Source organism: Microbacterium sp. NPDC056234 (assembly GCF_042267585.1).
Classification (GTDB): Bacteria; Actinomycetota; Actinomycetes; order Actinomycetales; family Microbacteriaceae; genus Microbacterium.
The window spans coordinates 93,483-116,910 of the sequence record NZ_JBHJTE010000001.1; the positions used below are offsets into that span (position 1 = coordinate 93,483).

General features: G+C 69.3%; 23 protein-coding genes. 19 read left to right on the forward strand and 4 right to left on the reverse strand.

The genetic code is table 11. From position 1 onward, the window contains the following. The first annotated feature begins 46 nt into the window (after window positions 1–46). The 3 genes from ACFCYE_RS00420 (at window position 47) to ACFCYE_RS00430 (ending at window position 4,351) form a co-directional block, all read left to right on the forward strand. Complete coding sequence (locus tag ACFCYE_RS00420) at window positions 47–1,708, forward strand: glycoside hydrolase family 13 protein (protein WP_376175568.1); 1,662 nt, start codon at window positions 47–49, stop codon at window positions 1,706–1,708. A 101-nt stretch (window positions 1,709–1,809) separates the two neighbouring features. Beyond that, a complete protein-coding gene (locus ACFCYE_RS00425) occupies window positions 1,810–2,814 on the forward strand; it encodes a LacI family DNA-binding transcriptional regulator (RefSeq protein ID WP_376175569.1) in 1,005 nt (334 codons plus the stop codon). A 76-nt stretch (window positions 2,815–2,890) separates the two neighbouring features. After that, window positions 2,891–4,351, forward strand: coding sequence for an alanine/glycine:cation symporter family protein (locus ACFCYE_RS00430; protein ID WP_376175570.1), 1,461 nt, complete (start codon window positions 2,891–2,893; stop codon window positions 4,349–4,351). Between the two features lie 27 nt (window positions 4,352–4,378). On the opposite strand, the gene ACFCYE_RS00435 is transcribed toward ACFCYE_RS00430, so the two are convergent. Beyond that, on the reverse strand, window positions 4,379–4,720 hold the full coding sequence (locus ACFCYE_RS00435) for an ArsR/SmtB family transcription factor (protein ID WP_376175571.1): 342 nt from the start codon (window positions 4,718–4,720) through the stop codon (window positions 4,379–4,381). 83 nt (window positions 4,721–4,803) lie between these two features. Here ACFCYE_RS00435 and ACFCYE_RS00440 point away from each other — a divergent pair, with 83 nt between their 5' ends. From ACFCYE_RS00440 to ACFCYE_RS00480, 9 genes are all read left to right on the forward strand, one after another. Further along, window positions 4,804–6,114 (forward strand): FAD-dependent oxidoreductase, encoded by a 1,311-nt coding sequence (locus tag ACFCYE_RS00440; protein WP_376175572.1) that lies wholly within the window; start codon window positions 4,804–4,806, stop codon window positions 6,112–6,114. An 84-nt stretch (window positions 6,115–6,198) separates the two neighbouring features. After that, window positions 6,199–7,290: an ACR3 family arsenite efflux transporter gene (arsB, locus tag ACFCYE_RS00445; protein WP_376175573.1), complete on the forward strand. Its 1,092-nt coding sequence runs from the start codon at window positions 6,199–6,201 to the stop codon at window positions 7,288–7,290. Further along, window positions 7,287–8,279 carry a metalloregulator ArsR/SmtB family transcription factor gene (locus ACFCYE_RS00450; protein ID WP_376175575.1) on the forward strand — a complete coding sequence of 331 codons (993 nt, stop codon included), beginning with the start codon at window positions 7,287–7,289 and terminating at the stop codon, window positions 8,277–8,279. Before arsB ends, ACFCYE_RS00450 begins: the two co-directional genes overlap by 4 nt. A 15-nt stretch (window positions 8,280–8,294) precedes the next feature. Further along, window positions 8,295–8,702 (forward strand): arsenate reductase ArsC, encoded by a 408-nt coding sequence (locus ACFCYE_RS00455; protein ID WP_376175576.1) that lies wholly within the window; start codon window positions 8,295–8,297, stop codon window positions 8,700–8,702. Between the two features lie 105 nt (window positions 8,703–8,807). Then, the gene (locus ACFCYE_RS00460) at window positions 8,808–10,175 is read left to right on the forward strand and encodes a TrkH family potassium uptake protein (RefSeq protein ID WP_376175577.1); all 1,368 of its coding nucleotides are present in this window, start codon (window positions 8,808–8,810) and stop codon (window positions 10,173–10,175) included. Window positions 10,176–10,207: 32 nt separating this feature from the next. Next, window positions 10,208–10,903 (forward strand): potassium channel family protein, encoded by a 696-nt coding sequence (locus ACFCYE_RS00465; RefSeq protein ID WP_376175578.1) that lies wholly within the window; start codon window positions 10,208–10,210, stop codon window positions 10,901–10,903. Between the two features lie 80 nt (window positions 10,904–10,983). Beyond that, window positions 10,984–12,279 (forward strand): Na+/H+ antiporter NhaA, encoded by a 1,296-nt coding sequence (gene nhaA, locus ACFCYE_RS00470; protein WP_376175579.1) that lies wholly within the window; start codon window positions 10,984–10,986, stop codon window positions 12,277–12,279. A gap of 117 nt (window positions 12,280–12,396) precedes the next feature. Continuing rightward, window positions 12,397–13,317 (forward strand): ATP-binding cassette domain-containing protein, encoded by a 921-nt coding sequence (locus ACFCYE_RS00475; protein WP_376175580.1) that lies wholly within the window; start codon window positions 12,397–12,399, stop codon window positions 13,315–13,317. Further along, window positions 13,314–14,972: an ABC transporter permease gene (locus tag ACFCYE_RS00480; protein ID WP_376175581.1), complete on the forward strand. Its 1,659-nt coding sequence runs from the start codon at window positions 13,314–13,316 to the stop codon at window positions 14,970–14,972. The genes ACFCYE_RS00475 and ACFCYE_RS00480 overlap by 4 nt, the downstream gene beginning before the upstream one ends. 269 nt (window positions 14,973–15,241) lie before the next feature. Here ACFCYE_RS00480 and ACFCYE_RS00485 read toward each other — a convergent pair whose 3' ends face one another. Both ACFCYE_RS00485 and fdxA read right to left on the reverse strand, forming a co-directional pair. Beyond that, complete coding sequence (locus tag ACFCYE_RS00485; RefSeq protein ID WP_376175582.1) at window positions 15,242–15,757, reverse strand: flavin reductase family protein; 516 nt, start codon at window positions 15,755–15,757, stop codon at window positions 15,242–15,244. Then, entirely contained in the window at window positions 15,754–16,080 is a 327-nt protein-coding gene (gene fdxA, locus ACFCYE_RS00490; RefSeq protein WP_376175583.1) for a ferredoxin, read from the reverse strand. Before fdxA ends, ACFCYE_RS00485 begins: the two co-directional genes overlap by 4 nt. A gap of 70 nt (window positions 16,081–16,150) precedes the next feature. Here fdxA and soxR point away from each other — a divergent pair, with 70 nt between their 5' ends. Then, complete coding sequence (soxR, locus tag ACFCYE_RS00495; protein ID WP_376175584.1) at window positions 16,151–16,624, forward strand: redox-sensitive transcriptional activator SoxR; 474 nt, start codon at window positions 16,151–16,153, stop codon at window positions 16,622–16,624. A gap of 1 nt (window position 16,625) precedes the next feature. Here the strand turns inward: soxR and ACFCYE_RS00500 are convergent, their stop codons facing one another. Beyond that, entirely contained in the window at window positions 16,626–18,128 is a 1,503-nt protein-coding gene (locus tag ACFCYE_RS00500; protein WP_376175585.1) for a SulP family inorganic anion transporter, read from the reverse strand. 91 nt (window positions 18,129–18,219) lie between these two features. Between ACFCYE_RS00500 and ACFCYE_RS00505 the strand changes: the two genes are divergently transcribed. The 6 genes from ACFCYE_RS00505 (at window position 18,220) to ACFCYE_RS00530 (ending at window position 23,421) form a co-directional block, all read left to right on the forward strand. Then, entirely contained in the window at window positions 18,220–18,576 is a 357-nt protein-coding gene (locus tag ACFCYE_RS00505) for a MerR family transcriptional regulator (RefSeq protein WP_376175586.1), read from the forward strand. A 96-nt stretch (window positions 18,577–18,672) separates the two neighbouring features. Beyond that, a complete protein-coding gene (locus ACFCYE_RS00510) occupies window positions 18,673–19,890 on the forward strand; it encodes a metallophosphoesterase (RefSeq protein ID WP_376175587.1) in 1,218 nt (405 codons plus the stop codon). Window positions 19,891–20,077: 187 nt separating this feature from the next. Beyond that, complete coding sequence (locus tag ACFCYE_RS00515) at window positions 20,078–20,755, forward strand: DUF2306 domain-containing protein (protein WP_376175588.1); 678 nt, start codon at window positions 20,078–20,080, stop codon at window positions 20,753–20,755. A gap of 10 nt (window positions 20,756–20,765) precedes the next feature. Beyond that, a complete protein-coding gene (locus ACFCYE_RS00520; RefSeq protein ID WP_376175589.1) occupies window positions 20,766–21,869 on the forward strand; it encodes a histidine kinase in 1,104 nt (367 codons plus the stop codon). Next, a complete protein-coding gene (locus tag ACFCYE_RS00525) occupies window positions 21,866–22,510 on the forward strand; it encodes a response regulator (RefSeq protein WP_376175590.1) in 645 nt (214 codons plus the stop codon). Before ACFCYE_RS00520 ends, ACFCYE_RS00525 begins: the two co-directional genes overlap by 4 nt. Continuing rightward, window positions 22,507–23,421 carry an NAD(P)-dependent alcohol dehydrogenase gene (locus ACFCYE_RS00530; RefSeq protein WP_376175591.1) on the forward strand — a complete coding sequence of 305 codons (915 nt, stop codon included), beginning with the start codon at window positions 22,507–22,509 and terminating at the stop codon, window positions 23,419–23,421. The genes ACFCYE_RS00525 and ACFCYE_RS00530 overlap by 4 nt, the downstream gene beginning before the upstream one ends. Window positions 23,422–23,428: the final 7 nt, after the last annotated feature.

The following is a 23,428-nucleotide window of genomic DNA, read 5'->3' on the forward strand; positions in this document are numbered from 1 at the left end:
ACACAGGCGCTCGCAAAACTGTAAGCGCTTGCAGTAGGCTCATCGCATGACTCAGCTTGAACAGTCCGCCGCACCCGGAGCCGAGTGGTGGCGCAGCGCCGTGATCTACCAGATCTACCCGCGGTCCTTCGCGGACGCCTCAGGTGACGGCATCGGCGACCTCCCCGGCATCACGAGCCGCCTCGAGTCGCTCAAGGAACTCGGCATCGACGCCATCTGGCTGAGCCCGTTCATGACCTCCCCGCAGAAGGATGCCGGCTACGACGTCGCCGACTACCGTGATGTCGACCCGATCTTCGGCACGCTCGCCGACTTCGACACGATGCTCGCCGAGGCGCACGCCCGCGGCATCCGCGTCATCGTCGACCTCGTCCCGAACCACTCCTCCGACCAGCACGTCTGGTTCCAGGAGGCGCTGAAGGCCGCACCCGGGAGCCCGGAGCGCGCACGCTACGTCTTCCGCGACGGTCGAGGCGAGAACGGCGAGCTGCCCCCCAACAACTGGGAGAGCGTGTTCGGCGGCGGCATGTGGGAGCGCATCACCGAGCCTGATGGCACACCCGGTCAGTGGTACCTGCACATCTTCGACCCGACCCAGCCCGACTTCGACTGGACCAACGAAGAGGTCAAGGAGGAGTTCCGCTCCATCCTGCGCTTCTGGCTGGACCGCGGCGTCGACGGCTTCCGCGTGGACGTCGCGCACGGCATGGCCAAGGAGGCCGGCCTGCCCGACTACGCACCTGTCGCGGACGCCGACTCCATGGGCGGCGGCGAGGAGAACGTGCCGTACTGGGGCCAGGACGAGGTCCACGACATCTACCGTGACTGGCACCAGGTGCTCGCGGAGTACGACGGCGACCGCGCCCTGTGCGGCGAGGCCTGGCTGCCGACGCTGAAGAAGACCGCTCTCTGGGTGCGCCCGGACGAGATGCACCAGACCTTCAACTTCCCGTACCTGATGACGCCGTGGGATGCGAAGCAGCTCGGCTCCGTCATCCGCGAGTCGCTCGAGGAGTTCGGCAGGGTCGGCGCCCCCAGCACCTGGGTGCTCTCGAACCACGACGTCGTCCGCCACGCGACCCGCCTCGCCTTCACGGATGACAACCCGCAGGGCGAGGGCATCGGTCCGCTGACCCCGAACAAGCCGGACACCGCGCTCGGCCTGGCCCGCGGACGCGCAGCGACCACGCTCATGCTGTCGCTGCCAGGATCGTCGTACCTCTACCAGGGCGAGGAGCTCGGCCTGCCGGAGGCCATGGAGATCCCCGACGAGTTCCGTCAGGACCCGACCTGGTTCCGCACCGAGGGCAAGCGCTACGGCCGCGACGGATGCCGAGTGCCGCTGCCGTGGGAGGCCGATGCCCCCGCGTTCGGGTTCAACGACACCGGCGCCTCGTGGCTGCCGCAGCCCGGCGAGTGGGCGTCCTACGCCCGCGCCGTCGAGGAGAACGACCCGACGTCGACGCTCGCGCTGTACAAGCAGCTGCTGCGCCTGCGTCGCGAGCACGACCTCGGCTCCGGCTCGCTGGTCTGGGAGGACCTCGGAGCGGATGCCGTAGCCTTCCGCCGCGGCGACATCCATGTCGCGGCGAACCTCGGCACGGCTCCGATCGAGCTGCCGGAAGGCGCGACGTTCCTCGTGCGGAGCCGACCGTTCGAGGGGACCGCCCTCCCGGTCGACACCGCAGCCTGGTACACCACGTCCTGATCGACGCCGCGAGACCTGGCCTGCGCGGCGAGACGTATGCACCCGAAGTACGTCTCGCCGCGCAGAGCACGTCTCACGAAACCTGAACGAAAGATCGCACGATGACGAGCATCGACGAGGTCGCGAAGCTGGCCGGAGTCTCCACGGCCACGGTCTCGCGCGCGCTGAGCGGCCGCGGGCACGTGTCGGCGGCATCCCGCGAGCGCGTGCTGTCGGCCGCGAACAAGCTCGGCTACGTCGTGTCCTCTCGCGCCTCGTCGCTGGCCTCGGGCCGCACCCGCAACGTCGGCGTCGTCGTGCCGTTCCTCGACCGCTGGTTCTTCAGCACGGTGCTCTCCGGCGTCTCCAGCGCGTTGATGCGGCATGGCTACGACATCACGCTCTACAACATCACCGCCGACCGCGACGTGCGCCGCGAGGTGTTCGCGACGGCGCTGCGCCGACAGCGCGTCGACGCGATCATCGCGGTCGCGATCGAGCTCGATGACGACGAGACCAGTCAGATGCTCAGCCTCGGCCTGCCCGTCATCGCGATCGGCGGTCCCAACCCTCGCCTGGACACCCTCACCGTCGACGACGTCGCGGTCGCCGAACTCGCGACCCAGCACCTGTTGAGCCTGGGGCATCGCGACATCGCCCACATCGGGGCGAACCCGGAGTTCGACCTCGACTTCCACATCCCCACCCAGCGCCGCCAAGGATTCGAGAAGGCGCTGGCGGATGCCGGCATCCCCCTCAACCCGGCGTACCTGGAGCCGGCCGACTTCACGGTCGAGGGCGGCTACCGCGCCGCCAAGCAGCTGCTCGGACGCCCCGGCCCTCGGCCGACCGCGGTGTTCGCGGCATCAGATGAGATGGCGATCGGCGCGATCCTGGCCGCCCGCGACCTCGGATTCCGCGTTCCGGCCGACCTGTCGATCGTCGGCATCGACGGCCACGAGCTCGGTGAGTTCTTCCGTCTGACCACGGTCGACCAGTTCCCGATCGGGCAGGGCGAGCTCGCCGCTGCGGCCGTCCTCGCGAAGCTCGAGGATGCCGCGCCCGCCGCCTCCCACGGTGCGCTGCCGTACGAACTCATCGTCCGGGGGACGACCGCGCGGATCTGACCCGTGCCACGCCCGTGATCCGCCGATCCGGCACGGCGACTGGTCAGGAAGCTATGCCGACCGACATACTGGGCCGATGGATGCTCTGAACGAATTCGTGCTCACCAATGGCGACAGGCTCTGGACGTGGATCATCCTCCCGCTGCTCGCCGTGCTCGGCATCTACTTCACGGTGCGCTCCGGCGTCGTGCAGTTCCGGATGATCCCGGAGATGTTCCGCACGCTGACGAACAAGACCCCGCGCGATGAGAACGGTGAACCGCAGTCCGTCTCGGCATTCCAGGCGTTCACGATCTCGGCCGCTTCGCGCGTCGGCGTCGGCAACATCGCCGGTGTCGGCACGGCCATCGCGATCGGCGGCCCCGGTGCGATCTTCTGGATGTGGACGATGGCGTTCATCGGCGGCGCATCGAGCTTCATCGAGTCCACGCTCGGCCAGGCGTACAAGGTGCGCGACAAGGACGGATTCCGCGGCGGTCCGGCGTACTACATGCAGCACGGGCTGAAGGCGCGGTGGATGGGCATCCTGTTCGCCGTCATCCTCATCATCTGCTTCCCGTTCGCATTCAGCTCGCTGCAGGCCAACACCATCAGCGCGACGGTGTCGTCGAGCTTCGGCGGCGAGATCAGCTGGATCCCGTGGGTCGTCGGCGCCGTGCTCGCCGTGCTGACCGGACTCGTCATCTTCGGCGGCGTGCGCCGCATCGCGAGCGTCACGCAGGCCGTCGTCCCGGCGATGGCGCTGCTGTACCTGCTCGTCGGACTCGTCATCGTCGGCATGAACATCGAGCAGCTCCCCGTCGTGTTCGCCTCGATCTACACGCAGGCCTTCGGTTTCAACGAGGTCGTCGGCGCGGCCCTGGGCACGATCATCATGACCGGCGTCAAGCGCGGCATGTTCTCGAACGAGGCCGGTCTCGGCTCGGCCCCGAACGCCGGCGCGACGGCCGCGGTGACGCACCCGGTCAAGCAGGGCCTCGTCCAGACGCTCGGCGTCTACTTCGACACCTTCCTGGTGTGCTCGATCACGGCGTTCATCATCCTGGTGTCCACCCCGGATCTCGCCGGTGCGGGCCGGGGCATCGAGCTCACCCAGGGCGCGATCGTGAGCAACCTCGGCTCCTGGTCGAACGTCCTGCTGAGCGTGATCATCTTCCTGCTCGCGTTCAGCTCGATCATCGGCAACTACTACTACGGCGAATCGAACATCGAGTTCATCACGACCAGCCGCAAGGCTCTGACCACGTACCGCACGCTCGTGGTCGTCGTGATCTTCGCGGGTTCGATCGCATCGGCCGACCTCATCTGGAACACCGCCGACGGCATCATGGGTCTCATGGCGCTCGTGAACCTGGTCGCCATCGGCCTGCTCTCCGGTGTGGCGTTCAAGCTGCTGCGCGACTACTCGCAGCAGCGCAAGGCCGGCTTGGACCCCGTCTTCACCAGGGCCCGGCTGCCGGAGGTCACCGGCATCCAGTGCTGGGAGGACGAGCTGTCCGTGACCGGCCCGATCGATCTGCCGGTCAAGCGCCGCTGACGACGCGCCGTCGCGCTGCTCGCGGAGTCAACCAGCGCGCAGCGCGTCGGCCGCGGCATCCAGCGCCGGCTGAACCAGCCGGAAGTACGCCCAGCGGCCTCGCTGCTCCCTGGTGACGAGGCCGGCCTCCGCGAGCAGCTTCATGTGATGCGAGACCGTGCCCTGCGACAGGCCGACGGGCTCGATCAGATCGCAGATGCACGCCTCGCCGCTCTCGCCGGCCGCGATCAGCGACAGCAGGCGCACCCGCGTCGGATCCCCCAGTGCCTTGAAGACGCGGGCGACGTCCTCCGCATCCTGGGCGGACAGCACGTCGGCGACCCGCGGCATGCAGCAGGTGCCTGCGTCGATCGTCACGGGGAGGCTCATCTCTCCAGTCTGTCACGTATTGACATTCTTCGATAGGTACGCGACAGTCTTCATATTGAAGTTTCTCAATCTGAGGAGATGCGATGTCCGAGCTTCCCGTCGTCGTCATCGGAGCAGGCCCGCAGGGCCTCGCCGCCGCCGCGCACCTGTCCGAACGCGGTGTCGCCGTCGCCGTCGTCGAACGCGGCGACGGACCGGGCGCCGCCGTCTCGGAGTGGGGCCACGTCCGCCTGTTCTCGGCCTGGCCGGAGCTGACGGATGCCGCGGCACGACGCCTCCTCGAACCGACGGGTTGGACCGCACCTGCATCCGGCTACCCGACCGGGGCCGACTGGGTGCGCGAGTATCTCGCGCCGCTCGCCACCGCCCTCGGTGACGTCGTCCGGTACGGCACCACCGTGACCGCCGTGACCCGGCGCGGCCGGGACAAGGTCGTCGACGCCGGACGGAAGAGCCAGCCGTTCATCGTGCACACCCGCAGCGCGGACGGGACGGATGCGCGCCTGCTCGCCCGCGCCGTGATCGACGCGAGCGGCACCTGGACGCAGCCGAACCCCGCAGGAGCCGACGGCTTCGCCGCGGTCGGCGAGACAGCGGCATCCGGTCGGATCTCGTACCGCATCCCGGACGACGTCAGCACCTTCGCGGGCGCCCACGTGGCGGTCATCGGCTCCGGGCACTCCGCCACGCACGCCGTGCTGCGCCTGAGCGAGCTCGCGCGCCGAGCGCCAGGAACCAGGGTCACCTGGCTGCTGCGGCGCGGCAGCACCGCGAACGTGTTCGGCGGAGGTGCGGGCGACGGACTTCCCGAGCGCGCGGCCCTCGGGTCGCGTGCCAGGAAGGTGATCGAGTCCGGCGTCGTCGACGTCGTGACGGGCTTCCGGGTCGCCGAGATCGAGCAGGACGCGGATGCGCTCACGATCCGCTCCGAGGACGACCGCGCGGTGACCGACGTCACCCAGGTGTTCGCCCTCACGGGTTTCCGCCCCGACACCGGGATGCTGCGCGAACTGCGCGTCGACCTGGACGCCTCGCTCGAAGCCGTCGCCGGCATCGCCGCAGAGATCGACCCCAACATCCACTCGTGCGGAACGGTCGCGGCCACGGGGGCCGCGCAGCTGACGCAGCCCGAACCCGGCCTGTTCATCGTGGGCGTCAAGAGCTACGGCCGCGCACCCACCTTCCTCGCGCTCACCGGCTACGAGCAGGTACGCAGCGTCGCCGCCCACCTCGCGGGCGATCAGGACGCCGCGGCCCGCAACGAGCTCACCCTTCCTGAGACCGGCGTCTGCGGTGGTTCGGGCGACTTCGGCGACGGCGGAGGATGCTGCGCCGCACCTGCCACGATCTCCCTGCAGACCGAGGGGCGACCGCTGCTCGGCATGCTGTCCTGAGCGGCATCACTCGCCGGGCCCCCCTCGGTTGCCTCCTGTATCGATCTCTGTCAATATAGACACTGATCGATACAGGAGGCCCGCGTGACCACCACCGCACCCGCAGCACCAGCGACCAGGCGTCTGTCGACGCTCGATCGCTGGCTGCCGCTCTGGATCGGCCTGGCGATGATCGCCGGGCTCCTGCTCGCGCGTTTCGTCCCCGGGCTCTCCGGCCTCCTGGCGGCCCTCGAAGTCGGCGGCATCTCGATCCCGATCGCACTCGGGCTGCTCGTGATGATGTATCCGGTACTGGCGAAGGTCCGCTACGACCGCGTGGCGGCTGTCGCGGGCGACAAGCGGCTGCTCATCTCGTCGCTGGTTCTGAACTGGCTGGTCGGCCCGGCGCTCATGTTCACGCTCGCGTGGACGTTCCTGCCCGACCTCCCCGAGTACCGCACCGGTCTCATCATCGTCGGGCTCGCCCGCTGCATCGCGATGGTCGTCATCTGGAACGACCTCGCCTGCGGTGACCGCGAGGCTGCGGCCGTGCTCGTCGCGATCAACTCGGTCTTCCAGGTCGTCATGTTCTCGCTGCTCGGCTGGTTCTACCTGACGGTGCTCCCCGGCTGGCTCGGACTGGACACCCAGGGACTCGATATCTCGGTCTGGCAGATCGCGCTCAACGTGCTGATCTTCCTCGGCATCCCGCTCGTGGCCGGCTTCGCCTCCCGCTACCTCGGCGAGCGCCGCAAGGGTCGCGAATGGTACGAGGAGACCTTCCTCCCCCGCGTCGGGCCGTGGGCCCTCTACGGCCTGCTGTTCACCATCGTGCTGCTGTTCGCCCTGCAGGGGGATCAGATCGCCCAGCATCCGTGGGACGTCGCCCGCATCGCCGTGCCGTTGCTCGCGTACTTCGCGGTCATGTGGTTCGCAGGGCTGTTGACCGGCAAGGCGCTCGGGCTCGGGTACGCGCGCTCCACGACCCTCGCGTTCACCGCCGCCGGCAACAACTTCGAGCTCGCGATCGCGGTCGCGATCGGCACGTTCGGCGCGACATCCGGCGAGGCGCTGGCCGGCGTCGTCGGCCCGCTCATCGAGGTGCCGGTGCTCGTCGGACTCGTCTACGTCTCGCTCTGGACGGCGAGGCGCTGGTTCCACACCGATCCGTACACCGCAGAGAGGATGCCGAGATGACCGTCACTCTGACCGCAGATGACACCTGCAGCCCCGTCGCGTCGCACGCCATCGGCGCGGAGGCCGCGGCATCCGTCGCCACCACGCTCAAGGCCCTGTCGGATCCGCTGCGGCTGCGGATGCTGTCGGCCATCGCATCCGACCCGCGCGGCGAGTCCTGCGTGTGCGATCTCGCCGACCTCGCGGATGTGTCGCAGCCGACGGTCTCGCATCACCTCAAGGTGCTCAAGGACGTCGGCGTGGTCACCTCCGAGCGCCGCGGCACCTGGGTCTGGTACCGCATCCACCCCGGCCGCCGCGTCGCCGTGACCGCTCTGCTGGATTCGTTCGCGCCGGCGAGCATCGCCGCGCCCTGGTCGGATGCCGCGGACGACCAGGCCCGCCGACCCGACTTCGACGCCCGCGTGACGCGTCTCGCATCCGAGCTCGCGGCCGAGGTGCCGCAGCTGCAGACCGAGACCGTGCTCAGTGTCGTCCGCGAGTCCTACACTGCGCTCGCGCGGTCAGCGCGCGTGACGAGTGCGCTGATCCCGCTGACCGAGCGGTTCGCTCGGCAGCGGCTCAGCGACCTCACCCGCGACCGCGACCACGCCGTCCCCCAGGTGCTGTTCGTCTGCGTCGCGAACGCCGGCCGATCCCAGCTCGCTGCCGCGCTGGTGAACCGGATCGCCGGTGGCAAGGTCATCGCCCGTTCGGCCGGTTCGCGCCCCGCCGACGTGATCCACCCGCACGTGCGCTCGCTCCTCGCCGAGATCGAGCCCGACGCGGCATCCGAGCTGTTCCCGAAACCGCTGACCGACGACGCGGTCCGCGCCGCCGACGTGGTGATCACGATGGGATGCGGCGATGTCTGCCCCGTGATCCCCGGCGTCCGCTACGACGACTGGGCGGTCGGCGACCCCGCCCTGGCTTCGCACGATGGCGTCGAGGCCATCCGCGACGACATCGCGCACCGGGTCCGCATCCTCGTCGACGACCTGACCAGCTGAGATCCAGGAGAGATCATGACCGAAACGACCACCAAGCCCTCCGTGCTCTTCGTCTGCGTGCACAACGCCGGCCGCTCGCAGATGGCCGCCGGATTCCTCCGCGACATCGCCGGCGACCGCATCGAGGTGCGCTCGGCCGGATCCATGCCCGCCGACCAGATCAACCCGATCGCCGTCGAGGCGATGTCGGAGCTCGGCATCGACATCACCGCCGAGTCGCCCAAGATCCTCACCACCGAGGCCGTGCAGGCGTCGGATGTCGTGATCACGATGGGATGCGGCGACGCGTGCCCGTTCTTCCCCGGCAAGCGCTACGAGGACTGGAAGCTCGACGACCCTGCCGGTCAGGGCATCGACGCGGTGCGCCCGATCCGCGATGACATCCGCGCGCGTATCGAGGCGCTGGTCGCCGAGCTGGTCTGACCCCGGTCGCCGTTTCGACGGCGTGAGGGAGCCGTGAGGATCCGCCCGCATGGATCCCGTTAGGATCGCGATCCGGGCGTCGGCGCACGCGTAGTGTGCCCTCTTGTGGTTCATTCCGTCACCCCTCAGCGTCCTCCCCGGCGGAGGTCGCGGCACCTCGCTCCGGCGCAGGCGATCGCGACCGGATTCGGGGCGACGATCCTGTTCGGCACCCTGCTGCTGATGCTGCCGATCTCGTCGGCGAAGGGCACCTGGACCGGGTTCGTCGACGCCCTGTTCACGTCGACCTCGGCGGTCTGCGTGACAGGGCTGATCACGGTGGACACCGCGACGCACTGGAGCGGGTTCGGCAAGGTCGTGATCCTGATGCTCATCCAGCTCGGCGGTCTCGGCATCATGCTGTTCGCCTCGCTGATCGGCCTGGCACTGGTGCGCAAACTGTCGGTGCGGTCGCGCATCATCGCCGGCACGGAGACGAAGTCGACCGGCAACGGCGACATGAAGCGCATCGTCACCGGCATCCTGCTGACCACCCTCGCGATCGAGGTCGCCGTCGCGATCCTGCTGTTCGTGCGCTTCCTCACCGCATACGACTACGACCTCGGGAAGGCGATCTGGCACGCCGTGTTCCACTCCGTGTCGTCGTTCAACAACGCCGGTTTCGCGCTGTACAGCGACAGCCTGATGGGCTTCGTCTCCGATCCCTGGATCTGTCTGCCCGTCTGCGCGGCGATCATCCTCGGCGGACTCGGCTTCCCCGTGCTGCGTCAGCTGCGCAAAGAGCTGCGCCGCCCGCTGCACTGGACGATGAACACCCGCATCGTGCTGTGGGCGACCGCCACGCTGCTCGTGCTGGGCACGACGTACGTCGTGGTCATGGAATGGGACAACCCCGCGACCCTCGGCGGGCTCGATCCGGCATCCCGGATTCTCGCCGGATTCTTCCACGCCGTGCAGGCCCGGACCGCGGGGTTCAACTCCGTGGACACCTCGCAGATGCACGACGAGACCTGGCTCGGCACGGACGTGCTGATGTTCATCGGCGGCGGCCCTGCCGGTACGGCAGGGGGGATCAAGGTCACCACGTTCGCGGTGCTGTTCTTCATCATGCTCACCGAGCTCCGGGGCGGCACCGCCGTCAACGTGTTCGGCAAGCGCCTGTCCCGCGCCGTGCACCGCGAGGCGATCACGGTCGTCATCGTCGCCCTCGGCGCGGTCATGGCCGCGGTCATCGCGATCCTCGCGATCACGGACCTCGACCTCGACCGTGTGCTCTTCGAGGTCGTCTCCGCCTTCGGCACCGTCGGCATGTCGACGGGCATCACCGCCGACCTCCCTGAGGCCGGGCAGCTCATCCTCGTGCTGCTCATGTTCCTCGGGCGGCTCGGTCCGCTGACGCTCGGCTCCGCCCTCGCCCTGCGCGAGCGCGCAACCGGATACGAACTCCCCAAGGAACGCCCCGCCATCGGCTGACGCCGGTGCTCGGGAATGCGAAAGGACCCCACATGACCAGATTTCTCTCGTTCGGCCAGGATGCCCGGCGGATCGCCGAGGCGGACTCCGTCGCCGTCATCGGTCTCGGCCGGTTCGGCACCTCGCTCGCGCTCGAGCTGATGGACTCCGGCACGGATGTCCTCGGCGTCGACGCGGATGAGGCGGTCGTCCAGTCGCTCAACGGCGCGCTGACCCAGGTGGTCCGCGCCGACTCGACCCGACTGGACGTCCTGCAGCAGCTCGCGATCGGAGACTTCGACCGCGTCGTCGTCGCGATCGGCAGCGACATCACCGCGTCCATCCTCACGGCATCCCTCCTGCTGCAGCTGAACGTCCCCGTCATCTGGGCGAAGGCCGTCGACGAGCAGCACGGCGCCGTGCTGGAGCAGCTCGGCGTGCACAAGGTCGTCTACCCGGAGAAGGACATGGGGCGCCGTGTCGCCCACCTCGTCCGCGGTGCGGCCGCCGACTACCTCGAGATCGACAAGGGGTACGCGGTGGTCAAGACCATCGCGCCGCAGCTCCTGCACGGCATCACCCTCGCCGAAGGAGCCGTCCGCAGCACGCACCACGTCACGATCGCCGCGTTCCGCGGCACCGACGGCGAGTGGCGCAACGCGCAGGCGGACACGGTCCTCGGCGACGGCGACGTCGTCCTGGTGGTCGGCCCCACGCGGGACGTCGAGCGCTTCGCACAGCTGCGCTGAGCGCCACCGCTCCGCTAGAATGGGTGGCGGAGAGTCGGGAAGTCTGGTCGACGGCCCCGTCCTCGACCCGAAAGGCGCCCATGTCGCGCACTCCCGCTCGCCTTCGCAACATCTTCCCCTCGCCGTCCCGAGCGGAGTCGATCCGCATCACCGAGATCCTCCGCAAGGAGACCGTCGGCGGCATCCTGCTGGTCGCCTTCGCCGCGATCGCCCTGATCTGGGCGAACTCGCCGTGGGCGGACTCCTACTTCGCGATCCGTGACTTCGAGATCGGCTACGAGCCGTGGCACCTGAAGCTCTCCCTCGGTGCGTGGGCGGCCGATGGCCTGCTGGCGATCTTCTTCTTCCTCGTCGGCCTCGAGCTCAAGCGCGAGTTCGTCGCCGGAGACCTGCGCTCCCCCAGCACGGCGATCGTGCCGATCGTCGCTGCCATCGGCGGAGTCGCGGTGCCCGCTCTCCTGTACGTGTCCGTGGTCGGAGTCTCCACCACCGAGGCGCACGGCTGGGCGATCCCGACGGCGACCGACATCGCCTTCGCGGTCGCCGTGCTCGCGATCATCGGCTCGCATCTGCCCAGCGCGCTGCGGATCTTCCTGCTGACTCTCGCCGTCGTCGACGACCTCATCGCGATCGGCATCATCGCGATCTTCTACACCGAGTCGATCGATCTCGTCCCGCTGCTGCTCGCGCTCGTGACGATCGCCGTCTACGGCGTGATCGCCCAGACCTCGCGTCGCCTGTTCCACGCGAAGCCCGCGGCCGCCTGGCTGATCCTGCTGCCCATCGGGTTCATCGCGTGGGCGCTGATGCACGCATCCGGCATCCACGCCACGATCGCCGGGGTGCTGCTCGGCTTCACCATCCCGGTGCTGCACAAGAAGGCCCATCGAGCAGAGGATGCCGGACCAGGACTGGCCGAGATCTTCGAGCACCGCTTCCGCCCGCTGTCCGCCGGATTCGCCGTGCCCGTGTTCGCGTTCTTCTCCGCCGGCGTCGCGATCGGCGGGCCCGAGGGCTTCGCCTCCGCTCTTTCGGATCCGGTGCTGATCGGCGTCGTGATCGGACTCGTCCTGGGCAAGCCGATCGGCATCACCGCGGCGACCTGGCTGATCACCCGCATCCGACGCATCAACCTGGACCCGTCACTGCGTTGGATCGACATCGCCGGCGTCGGCGTGCTCGCCGGCATCGGCTTCACCGTCTCGCTGCTCATCGTGGAACTCAGCTTCGGCGAGGGCAGCGCGCACTACGACCACGGCAAGGTGGCGGTGCTGTCGGCATCCGTGCTGGCCGCGGTGCTGGCCGCGATCGTGCTGGGGCTGCGCAACCGCCGCTACCGCAAGGCGGAGGAGCTCGCGGCCTCGGAGGAGCAGTAGATCGCGCCACGCCGCACGGTACTGGTGCCGAACCCCCTCCGGGAGTATCTTGACCATCGGAGTGCCGGGAAGCCTGGTCGGCGACGCATCGTCGTCCGTTGAATCAGGAGCATGCCCATGAACACGATCGATATTCAGGGACTCGACAAGTCGTTCGGGTCGGTGAAGGCGCTCGACGGCCTCGACCTGACCGTCTCCCCCGGCGAGGTCCGCGGATTCCTCGGCCCCAACGGGGCCGGCAAGTCCACCACCATCCGCGTTCTGCTCGGACTGCTGCACGCCGACGCGGGAACCGCCCGCCTGTTCGGCGGCGACCCGTGGGCGACGCCGGTGGCACTGCACCGCCGGCTCGCGTACGTCCCGGGTGACGTCGCCCTGTGGCCGAATCTCACCGGCGGGGAGGCGATCGACTACCTGTCGCGCCTGCGCGGCACGCCGAATCCGCAGCGGAAGAAGGAACTGCTCGAACGCTTCGAGCTGGACCCCACCAAGAAGGCGCGCACGTACTCGAAGGGAAACCGCCAGAAAGTGGCGCTCGTGGCCGCCTTCTCGAGCGACGCCGAGCTGTTCATCCTCGACGAGCCGACGAGCGGCCTCGACCCCCTGATGGAAGCGGTCTTCACCGAGCACGTGCGCGACCTGAAGGCCCAGGGCACCTCGATCCTGTTGAGCAGTCACATCCTCAGCGAGGTCGAGAAGGTCTGCGACACCGTGACGATCATCCGCGCCGGTCGAGCCGTGGAATCCGGGACGCTGAGCAGTCTGCGCCGGCTCACCCGTTCGCGCGTCGTCGCGGTCGTTCCGACTGATGACGGCTCGGTCGCCGCGATCGAGGGCGTGCACGACCTCGGCGTCGAGAACGTGGACGGCGGCATCCGCCTGTCGTTCGACCTCGACGATGCCGCCACCGGCGAGGTCCTCCGCGCGCTTGGGCGACTCGGCGTCACCTCCCTCGTCTCCACGCCCCCGTCGCTGGAGGACCTGTTCCTGCGGCACTACGGCGACGAGATCACTCCGCTCGAAGAGGCGTCGCGATGAGTGCGACGCTCGAGACCCGTCGGTCCGCGCGGCCCCACGCCGAACCGCCGCTGGCCGGCCTCTGGCAGTTGTACCGACACATCGTGCGTCGCGATCGCGTGCGCATGATCGTCTGGGCCGCATCGATGACCCTGTTCGCGGTGTACTTCACGTTCGCGCTCACCACGGTGTTCGATGAGGCGGCGCTGGCCGCCCGCGCCGCCGTGATGTCGACGCCCAGCGGCATCGTCATGGGTGGTCCGGGCTACGGTCTGGACGATTACACGCCTCCCGTGGCGATGGCGAACGAGGGCGTCACGTGGCTCATCCTGGCGCTGGCCATCATGAGCATCCTCCATGTCATCCGTCACACTAGGGCCGGCGAGGAGAACGGCACCGCGGAGCTCGTCAGGGCGAGCGCCGTCAGCCGCCACACCACTGCGGTCGCCACGCTGCTCACCCTCACCGTCCACCTGCTGATCATCGCCGCGCTGGGCGCGGCCGGCATGGTCCTGGTCGGTACCGAGGTGCCGGTGGTGGACGCCGTTGCCATGATGCTGGGCTGCGCCCTGGTCGCTCTGGTCTTCGGCGCCGTCGCGCTCGTGACCGCGCAGGTGACCGCCCACGCCCGCGGCGCCACCGGTGCCGCCCTCGTCGTCTTCGCGATCGCCTATGCGGTGCGCGCCGCCGGCGACCTCCAGGAGACCGGCGGTTCGCCGCTGTCCTGGTTCTCGCCGATCGCGTGGGCCCAGCAGACGCGCTCGTTCGTCGACCTGCGGTGGTGGCCGCTGCTGCTCCCGCTGGCCGCGACCGTCCTGCTGCTGGTGCTCGCCGCGCAGCTCGCACGTCGACGCGACTTCGGTGCCGGCCTCGTCGCGGGGCGTCCCGGTCCGGCGGACGCCGGCACGCTGCTGCGATCGCCGTTCGCACTCGCGTGGCTGCAGCAGCGCGGTGCTCTGCTGTGGACCGGGCTCGCGATGGGCCTGATGTGGTTCGGCGCGGGGACGATGATGTCGACCCTCAACGAGATGGTCGCCGACCTGGTCGATGACAACCCGGTGCTCGCGGCGCTGTTCGGATCGGAGCCGTCGGCCTTCACGACTTCCTTCCTCGGCGCGATGGTCCTGTTCATCTCGATCTCGGTCGGTGCGTACGCCGTCGTCATGGGCCAGCACCCCAAGGCCGAGGAGGCTTCCGGGCGTTTGGAGCTCACCCTGTCGACACCGGTCGGACGTTCACGGTGGCTGGCCGCACAGCTGATCGTCGCGGGGCTCGGCACCCTGTTGCTGCTCGCGGTGTCCATCTTCGGGATGTGGGCGGGAGCCGCACTGGTCGGCATCGAGGATCCGACCGTCGGGGACTTCGCCGTGGTCTGGGCCTCGTACGCTCCTGGTGTGCTCGCCCTGCTCGCCCTGACCGCCGCCCTGTACGGCTGGGTTCCGCGAGCGACGAGCGCCGGCTGGGCGGCACTCGCGTTCTTCTTCGTGATCGACTTCTTCGGACCGCTGTTCGACCTTCCGGAATGGGTGCAGGGCCTCTCGCCCTTCCACTGGGTGCCGACCGCGTTCGGCGACGACGTCGACATGTCCGGCGTGCTCGGAGTCAGCGCCGTGTGCGCCACGCTTTTCGCGCTCGCGTTCTGGGGTTTCCGACGTCGCGATCTCGTGACCGGCTGAGCGCATGCGCGTCCTCATCACGACCTTCGGCACCCGCGGCGACGTCGAAACCTGAAGCGCGCCGGCGTCGATGCGCTCACCCGGCGGCTGGTCGATCTGATCAGCGATTCGCAGTACGCCGCTCGTGCGAGCGAGATCGGCGACCGGATCCGCGCCGAGGACGGCACCGGCACGGCGGTGCCGATTCTGGAGGAGATCGAAGCCGACTCTTCCGCGCCGTCGTGAGCGGAGCATTCGGGCGCGAGGCGCATCTCGCAGAATGGGCGCCGTCAGGCGGCGGGAAGGGCGTGGAATCGCCGATCGAAGTAGACGACCGGGCGGCCGTGGGGGCCGTCGAGCACGTCGAGGACCTCGGCGATCACGACGGTCGACGACCCGACAGGAACCGTGTGCAGCGCGCGACTGCGCAGCGCCGCCCTGGCCGTGGGCAGGTGCGGCTCGCCGGTCTCGAGCACGCGCCAGCCCTGCTCCGGCGTGAAGCGCTCGGCGCCACTGGTCGCGAACGCCTGGGCCAGGTCGGCATGCGCGTCGTCGATGAGGTGCACGACGAACGTGTCGGCGGAGAGCAGGGCGCCGGCGCTGCCGGTGGCCCGCGTCACCGAGAACATGATCGCCGCGGGGTCGACCGCCACGGAGGAGACGCTGGATGCCGTGAGCCCCACGGGTCCCATGTCGACGTTCGCGGTGATGATCGCGACCCCGGACGGGTGCGTGCGGAAAGCCTTCTTCAGCCCTTCGCCCACGGCGCTCGGCATCGGTGCGGCTGAGGTGAGCGGAGCGCTCATGCGACTCCCTCCTGCGGCGGGAGCGCCGCGATGATCGGGTGGTCGAACTCGTACGCGCCGACCTTGGCCGCGCCTCCTGGCGAACCGATCTCGGCGAAGAACTCCACGTTCGCCTTGTAGTAGTCCGCCCACTCCTCGGGGACGTCGTCCTCGTAGTAGATGGCCTCGACCGGGCACACCGGCTCGCAGGCGCCGCAGTCCACGCACTCATCGGGGTGGATGTACAGCGACCGTTCGCCCTCGTAGATGCAGTCCACCGGACACTCATCGATGCAGGCACGATCCTTCACGTCCACGCACGGCAGCGCGATCACATACGTCATCCGAACCTCTCTCACACTCCCCTCCACCGTAAAACCTCAAGTATGCTTGAGGTCAAATCGAGGGGGTTGCATGAGCGAGGCGAGCGCCGCCCACGCGCCGGATGAGCTGCTCACGGTCGGCGAGATGAGTCGGCGGACGGGCGTCGCCGTGTCCGCACTGCACTTCTACGAGCAGCTCGGACTGATCGCGTCCACCCGCACCCCTGGCAATCAGCGCCGCTACGCCAGACACATGCTGCGACGGGTGTCGCTCATCACTGTCGCCAAGCGTCTCAGCATCCCGCTGTCCGAAGTGCAGGACGTCTTCGCCGACGTCCCGATGACCGAGACACCCAGCCACGAGGACTGGCAGCGCGCGTCACGGCGCTGGAAGCACGAGCTCGAGCGACGACGCGAGGGCATCGAGCGCCTGGAGCGCGAGCTCACCGGCTGCATCGGCTGCGGATGCCTCTCGATGAAGGCATGCCGGCTGCTCAACCCCGACGACGCGCTCGGCGCCTCGGGCGCGGGGCCGCGCCGGCTCGACGACGAGGAGACGGCCTGACTCAGGCCGGTGGGAACCCGCCGGAGAGCCGGCCGTGGAAGAGACCGCTCGCCTCGTTGAGCCCCACGAGCTCGACCGTCTTGCCGTGCTGCGCGTACTTCGTCTCGATCGCATCGAGGGCGGCGACCGTCGAGGCATCCCACACGTGCGAGCGCGACAGATCGATCACCACGCGGTCCGGATCGTCGGCGTACTCGAACTGCGTCGTGAGGTCATTGCTGGATGCGAAGAACAGCGCGCCGTCGACGACGTAGTGCGCGGCATCCGGCCCGGCCGTGCGGGTCACGGTGACCAGGTGCGCGACCCGGCGGACGAACAGCACCGAGGCGACGAACACGCCCCCGACGACACCGATCGCGAGGTTGTGGGTGATCAGCACGAGCACCACCGTCGCGACCATGACGAACGTCTCGCTCTTCGGCATCCGCCTCAGTGTCGACGGACGGACGCTGTGCCAGTCGAACGCGCCGATCGCGACCATGATCATGACCGCGACGAGCGCGGCCATCGGGATCGTCGCGACGAAATCCCCGAACACCACGACCAGGACGAACAGGAAGACGCCGGCGAAGAACGTCGAGATCCGCGTCCGCGCCCCTGAGGCCTTGACGTTGATCATGGTCTGGCCGATGACGGCGCAACCGCCCATGCCGCCGAGGAGACCGGAGAGCATGTTCGCCACACCCTGCGCCCACGTCTCGCGGGTCTTGTCCGAGTGGGTGTCGGTGATCTCGTCGACGAGCTTGGCCGTCATGAGCGACTCCATCAGCCCGACGACGGCGACGCCCAGCGCGAACGGGGCGATGATCGTGAAGGTCTCCCAGGTCAGCGGCACGTCGGGGAGGAACAGGGAGGGCAGGCTGCGCGGAAGCTCCCCCTGGTCGCCGACGGTCGGGACGTTGATGGCGAACAGCAGCACGACGGCGGTCACGATGATGACCGAGATGAGCGGCGCCGGAACCACCTTGGTCAGACGCGGCATCACGATCATGACGAGGATGCCGAGGACGACGAGCGGATACACCAGCCACGGCACACCGATCAGGTGCGGGAACTGCGAGCTGAACACGAAGATCGCCAGCGCGTTGACGAACCCGGTCATGACGCTGCGGGGGATGAACCGCATGAGCTTGGCGACGCCGAGGATGCCGAGGAGCACCTGGAAGATGCCGGCCAGGATCACCGTGGCGATGAAGTAGTCGAGCCCGTACATCGGGGCGACCGGTGCGATGACGAGCGCGACCGCGCCGGTCGCGGCCGTGACCATCGCCGGCCGCCCTCCGAGGAAGGCGATCGCGACGGCCATGATGAACGAGGAGAACAGGCCGACCTTCGGATCGACGCCCGCGATGACCGAGAACGCGATCGCCTCGGGGATCAGCGCCAGACCGACGACGAGGCCGGCGAGGACCTCGCGCGTCAGCAGCCGGGGGCTCTTCAGCGCGTCCAGGACGCTGGGCTTCGCGCGGTAGCGGTTGCGGTCGACGCCTGCGGATGTGGACATGGCGCTCCCCCGATATGACAGCATGAATCGACCGCGGGCGGATCACCCGACACGGAAACCCTAACGTAACGTGAGGGTTAGGAGGAAACGGATGCCGGAGACGATGCACATCGGCGAACTCGCCGAGCGCACGGGCATGTCGCTGCGCACCCTCCGCCACTACGACGAGATCGGGCTGCTCACGCCCTCGGGGCGCTCCGACGGCGGCTTCCGCCTGTACACGGACGAGGACCTGCGCCGTCTGCTCGTGATCCGCCGGATGAAGCCACTGGGCTACTCGCTCGAGCAGATGGGCGATCTGCTGCGCGTCCTGGACGCCGCCGACCACACTGCCGAGGCCCGCACCGTGCTGCAGGACTTCCGCGCGGATGCCGCCGAGCGCCGTGACCGGCTCGCGAAGCAGCTCGAGATGGCCGACGAGTTCCTCGAGCAGCTCGACCGCATCTGACTCGGTGGATCCGTTCACCCCCGCGTCAGCGGCACGCCACCTGGCACTCCTAGTCTCACCGCGGCGAAATCCCGCCCGAAGACAAGGAGATCTCGTATGCCCGAACGACTGCCGATCAGCCGGCGAACCGTCCTCACCGCTGGAGCGGTCGGCGCCCTCAGCGCCGCCCTGCCGCTCGGCGCCGGTGCGGCGGCCGCCGCGAGTCCACTGACAGGTGCCGCGGCATCCCCGTCCGGCAGCCCGAGCCCGACTGCTCCGAAGCTGCGGTTCCGTGCGGATGGGACCTTCAAGGTGGTCCAGTTCAACGACACGCAGGACGACGAGCGCACCGACCGCCGCACGGTCGAACTGATGGAGAAGGTGCTCGATCAGGAGAAGCCGGACTTCGTCGTCATCAACGGCGATGTGATCACGGGTGGATGCGAGACGCGGCTGGCCGTCAAGCAGGCCATCAACAACGTCGTGTGGCCGATGGAGTCCCGCAGGATCCCGTGGGCGGTCACCTACGGCAACCACGATGAGGACTCGTTGCCCGCGTCGGGCGTCGACGAGGCAGGGATGCTGGCGATGTACCGCTCGTACGAGTACAACATGAACGCCGAGAACATCGAGGGCGTGACGGGAACCAGCAACACGATCGTGTCGATCGGCTCGACGGCGAAGAAGAACCGCGACGCGTTCACGCTCTGGCTGATGGATTCCGGCCGGTACGCGCCCAATGCGATAAACGGCCAGAACTTCGCCGGCTACCCGACGTGGGACTGGCTGCGCATGGATCAGGTCGCCTGGTACCGCGAGCAGTCGCAGCGCCTCGAGCAGCAGCGCGGGCGCAAGGTGCCCGGGCTCATGTTCCTGCACATCGCGCTGTGGGAGCACCGCTTCATGTGGTGGGGCGGCGTCGACACGCGCACCGCGGCCGACGCAGCACGGGGCAAGGCCCGCCACGGCATCGTCGGCGAGCGCAACGAGGCCGAGTGCCCCGGCCCCTTCAACTCCGGCATGTACAACGCGATCCTCGAGCGCGGTGACGTGAAGGGCGTGTTCGTCGGCCACGACCACATCAACGACTACGTCGGCGACTATTACGGCGTCCAGCTCGGCTACGCCCCCGGCACCGGTTTCGGCGCCTACGGTCTCTCGGGCGCCGAGCGCAACCGCATGCGCGGCGGCCGCGTGTTCGAACTCACCGAGTCGGGCGACGATGTCGCGATCGCGACCCGTTGCGTCTACGCGCGCGACCTGGGCATCGATCTGACCGCCAACGACCAGCCGATGGAGCCGCTGCCCCTCGCCCCTCGGCAGGAGCAGGTCTGACCCGCACGATGCGCGCCCACGGCGCGTGACCCGCGTCGAATCCCGGACGCCTCTGCCTCGACGCGGCGCGTCGCCACGTCGACGCGCCGACTCGCCAGGGAGTCGTCCGGGATTCGGCCCCGCGCCACCAGCGGTTCTGGCCGATCGGCCGATGCCGGCAGTGCCGCCTCGCCGCGACGCTGAGGTCATGACCACTTCCCTCGCCGCCCCTCGCAGATCTCGCGGTCTCCGTCGCGACGCGCTCATCGCCACAGGCCTCATCGCCCTCGCCCTCGTCCCGGCGGCCGCCGGCGCCCTTCGGATCGGCGAGATCGCCGCGGACGCACCGACGACCGAGGCGAACGCCCGCTTCATGGAGATGCCGCTGCCCGTCGTCGTGCACATCGTCGCGGCGCTCGTGTACTCCCTCATCGGCGCCTTCCAGTTCCTTCCCGGTCTGCGCTCCCGTCGCATCGGATGGCATCGCTTCGCCGGCCGAGCCCTGCTCGTACCGGCAGGAGTCGCCGTCGCGCTGAGCGGCCTGTGGATGACCGCGTTCTACGACGTCCCTCCCATCGATGGTCTCGCGCTGCAGCTGTCGCGCTTCGCGGTCGGCATCCTGATGCTGCTGTTCCTCGTGCTGGGCGTGCGGGCCGTGCTGCGCCGCGACATCGGCGCGCACCGCGGCTGGATGATCCGCGCCTACGCTCTGGCGATGGGCGCCGGAACGCAGGTGCTCACGTCGGCACCTTTCGCGATCGCGTTCGGGGCGCCCGACGAGTTCTGGCGGCTCGTGCAGATGGATGCCGGTTGGCTGATCAACATCGTCGTGGCCGAGATGATCATCCGCCGCGGACGCCACCGTCGAGTGGTCGGGGTCGCGTAGCATGCGTGGCGTGCACACCTTTCGCGCCGCAGACCCGCGCGCACCACGTCGACGGGATGCGGTGCTCGCACTCGTGCTCATCGCGCTGGCCGTGGCCGAGGGGATGCTGCGCCGCGATCTGCTCTGGCCGTGGGCGACCGTCGGCGTCACGGTCGTCCTGCTCGCGGGGCTCCCGTGGCGACGCCGTCACCCGCTCGTCCTCGTGCTTGCCATGGCCGTCATCACGACCGGCTTCGCGATCGCGCAGGCGGCAGCCGGCGTCCCGCAGTCCGGCCTGGCGGCGATGTTCCCGCTGCTGCTCGTGCCTTATGCGCTCTTCCGCTGGGCCACGCGCGTCGAGCGCATCGTCGGATCGATCGCACTCGGGGCCGGCGTCCTCACCTCGGCAGCCCTCGCGACCGGCTCGACGACCGACCGGGTCATCGGGGCCGTGGTCGGCCTCCTGCTCGTCGGCACCGCATGCCTGATCGGGGCGCTGCGGCGTGAACGGGCGGCGTCCCTGGAACGCGAGATCGCGATGGCGCGCGTCCAGGAGCGCACGGCCCTGGCGCGCGATCTGCACGACACGGTCGCCCATCACGTCTCGGCGATCGCGATACGCGCGCAGGCGGCGACCGCCCGCGGTCCGCACTCCGCCGAGGTCACCGAGTCGCTCGCCGCGATCGAGCAGGAGGCGAGCGCCGCTCTGGGCGAGATGCGGACGATCGTGCGCACGCTTCGAGAGCCCGCGGAATACGCCCCCGCCCGTGGCCTCGACGATGTGGCCGCTCTCGCGACCGATGGTCCGCCGCCCGTCACAGTGCGCATCGACGTGCCCCCGACGCTGCCACAGCTCGTCGCGCTCACGCTCTATCGCGTCGCCCAGGAGGCGGTCACCAACGCCCGGCGGCATGCGGTCGACGCCCGTCGGATCGAGGTCGACGTCCGCACGGACGACGACGACGTCGTGCTGTCGGTGATCGACGACGGCCGCCCGAGTTCGGCGACCGGTGACGGGTACGGGCTGCGCGGGATGACCGAGCGGGTGTCGCTGCTCGGCGGTCGATTGGACGCCGGTCCTGGCGAGGACGGCGGCTGGACGCTGCGGGCGCGCATCCCGAGGAGCGCGACATGATCCGGGTGCTGATCGCGGATGATCAGGAAGCCGTGCGGACCGGGCTGAGGCTGCTGCTCGAGACGATCCCCGACATCGAGGTCATCGGCGAAGCGGTCGACGGCCTCAGCGCCGTGCAGGCAGCCAGGCGGTTGCGCCCCGACGTGGCGCTCGTGGACATCCGGATGCCGGGAATGGACGGCATCCAGGTCACCGAGATGCTCGCCGGACGCGGCATCGAGGACCCCATCGCGGTCGTGATCATCACGACGTTCGACCTGGACGAGTACGTGCACGGCGCGCTTCGCGCCGGCGCGAAGGGCTTCCTGCTGAAGGATGCCGGTGGCGCACTCATCGGCGAGGCGATCCGTGCCGCCGCCGCCGGCGACTCCCTCGTGTCGCCACGGGTCACCACCCGGTTGCTGTCCGCTTTCGCGACGCGTCGCCCGACGACGGCTCCGTCCGAGCCGCTCACGCCGCGCGAGGAGGAGGTGCTCTCGTTGCTGAGCGCCGGGCTCACGAACGCCGAGATCGGCGAACGGCTGTTCGTGTCGATGGGAACCGTGAAGGCGCACATCGGCGCGATCCTGCTGAAGCTCGGCGTGCGCAACCGTGTCGAGGCGGCGATGTGGGCCTACGACACCGGGCGGGCGCAGTCATGAGGGCAGTGACCTGGCGCGCGTACGGCTCCCCTGAGGTCCTCACGATCCGCGACGTCCCGGTCCCCGAGCCGCGCGACGGCGAGGTCCGCATCCGCACGGTCGCGACGACCGCTCACATCGGGGATACGCGCATCCGACGGGCCGACCCGTTCGCGGCCCGCCTGGCGTTCGGCCTGCTGCGACCGCGACGCGATCTGATCCTCGGGCTGGAACTCGCCGGCACCGTGGATGCCGTGGGTCGAGGCGTCTCGGCGTTCGCGCCCGGCGACGAGGTGCTGGCGTTCTGCGGGTTCAGCCGCCTCGGCGGGAACGCCGAGTACCGCTGCCTGCCCGCCGAGGGCGGCAACCTGCCGAAGCACGGCGCGGTCGTGCGCAAGCCCGCATCGCTGAGTTTCGCGGAGGCGGCGGCGCTCCCGACCGGGGCGCTGACCGCGCTGAAGAACCTGCAGAAGGCGCGCCTGGGCGCCGGCGGGAGCATCCTCATCAACGGCGCATCGGGAAGCCTGGGGACGTACGCGATCCAGCTCGCGAAGCATCTCGGCGCGGAGGTCACGGCCGTCTGCAGTGCGCGCAACCGCGACCTGGTCGCCGGGCTCGGCGCCGATGCCGTGGTCGACTACGAGGCCCAGGACTTCACGCGTCTCGGACCGCGCTTCGACGTCGTCTACGACGCGGTGATGCAGTCGTCCCCGCGCGCGTGCCGAGGACTGCTGCGGCCCGGTGGCGTGCACGTGCGCAACGCGGGGCTCGCCCGCATCACGAACGACGATCTGACGCACATCGCCGACCTCGCCGCTCAGGGGGCGCTGCGGCCGGTCATCGACCGTGTCCTGCCGCTGGACGACGTCGTCGAGGCGCACCGCTACGTCGAGACGGGCCGCAAGCGCGGTCATGTCGTGCTGACGATGTGATGTTCGC

What these genes read in the sequence shown, in the direction of transcription:
- ACFCYE_RS00420 (WP_376175568.1), top strand. Translation starts at nt 47, where the DNA reads ATGACTCAGCTTGAACAGTCCGCCGCACCCGGAGCCGAGTGGTGGCGC.
- ACFCYE_RS00425 (WP_376175569.1), top strand. Translation starts at nt 1,810, where the DNA reads ATGACGAGCATCGACGAGGTCGCGAAGCTGGCCGGAGTCTCCACGGCC.
- ACFCYE_RS00430 (WP_376175570.1), top strand. Translation starts at nt 2,891, where the DNA reads ATGGATGCTCTGAACGAATTCGTGCTCACCAATGGCGACAGGCTCTGG.
- ACFCYE_RS00435 (WP_376175571.1), bottom strand. Translation starts at nt 4,720, where the DNA reads ATGAGCCTCCCCGTGACGATCGACGCAGGCACCTGCTGCATGCCGCGG.
- ACFCYE_RS00440 (WP_376175572.1), top strand. Translation starts at nt 4,804, where the DNA reads ATGTCCGAGCTTCCCGTCGTCGTCATCGGAGCAGGCCCGCAGGGCCTC.
- ACFCYE_RS00450 (WP_376175575.1), top strand. Translation starts at nt 7,287, where the DNA reads ATGACCGTCACTCTGACCGCAGATGACACCTGCAGCCCCGTCGCGTCG.
- ACFCYE_RS00455 (WP_376175576.1), top strand. Translation starts at nt 8,295, where the DNA reads ATGACCGAAACGACCACCAAGCCCTCCGTGCTCTTCGTCTGCGTGCAC.
- ACFCYE_RS00465 (WP_376175578.1), top strand. Translation starts at nt 10,208, where the DNA reads ATGACCAGATTTCTCTCGTTCGGCCAGGATGCCCGGCGGATCGCCGAG.
- nhaA (WP_376175579.1), top strand. Translation starts at nt 10,984, where the DNA reads ATGTCGCGCACTCCCGCTCGCCTTCGCAACATCTTCCCCTCGCCGTCC.
- ACFCYE_RS00475 (WP_376175580.1), top strand. Translation starts at nt 12,397, where the DNA reads ATGAACACGATCGATATTCAGGGACTCGACAAGTCGTTCGGGTCGGTG.
- ACFCYE_RS00480 (WP_376175581.1), top strand. Translation starts at nt 13,314, where the DNA reads ATGAGTGCGACGCTCGAGACCCGTCGGTCCGCGCGGCCCCACGCCGAA.
- ACFCYE_RS00485 (WP_376175582.1), bottom strand. Translation starts at nt 15,757, where the DNA reads ATGAGCGCTCCGCTCACCTCAGCCGCACCGATGCCGAGCGCCGTGGGC.
- fdxA (WP_376175583.1), bottom strand. Translation starts at nt 16,080, where the DNA reads ATGACGTATGTGATCGCGCTGCCGTGCGTGGACGTGAAGGATCGTGCC.
- soxR (WP_376175584.1), top strand. Translation starts at nt 16,151, where the DNA reads ATGAGCGAGGCGAGCGCCGCCCACGCGCCGGATGAGCTGCTCACGGTC.
- ACFCYE_RS00500 (WP_376175585.1), bottom strand. Translation starts at nt 18,128, where the DNA reads ATGTCCACATCCGCAGGCGTCGACCGCAACCGCTACCGCGCGAAGCCC.
- ACFCYE_RS00505 (WP_376175586.1), top strand. Translation starts at nt 18,220, where the DNA reads ATGCCGGAGACGATGCACATCGGCGAACTCGCCGAGCGCACGGGCATG.
- ACFCYE_RS00510 (WP_376175587.1), top strand. Translation starts at nt 18,673, where the DNA reads ATGCCCGAACGACTGCCGATCAGCCGGCGAACCGTCCTCACCGCTGGA.
- ACFCYE_RS00515 (WP_376175588.1), top strand. Translation starts at nt 20,078, where the DNA reads ATGACCACTTCCCTCGCCGCCCCTCGCAGATCTCGCGGTCTCCGTCGC.
- ACFCYE_RS00525 (WP_376175590.1), top strand. Translation starts at nt 21,866, where the DNA reads ATGATCCGGGTGCTGATCGCGGATGATCAGGAAGCCGTGCGGACCGGG.
- ACFCYE_RS00530 (WP_376175591.1), top strand. Translation starts at nt 22,507, where the DNA reads ATGAGGGCAGTGACCTGGCGCGCGTACGGCTCCCCTGAGGTCCTCACG.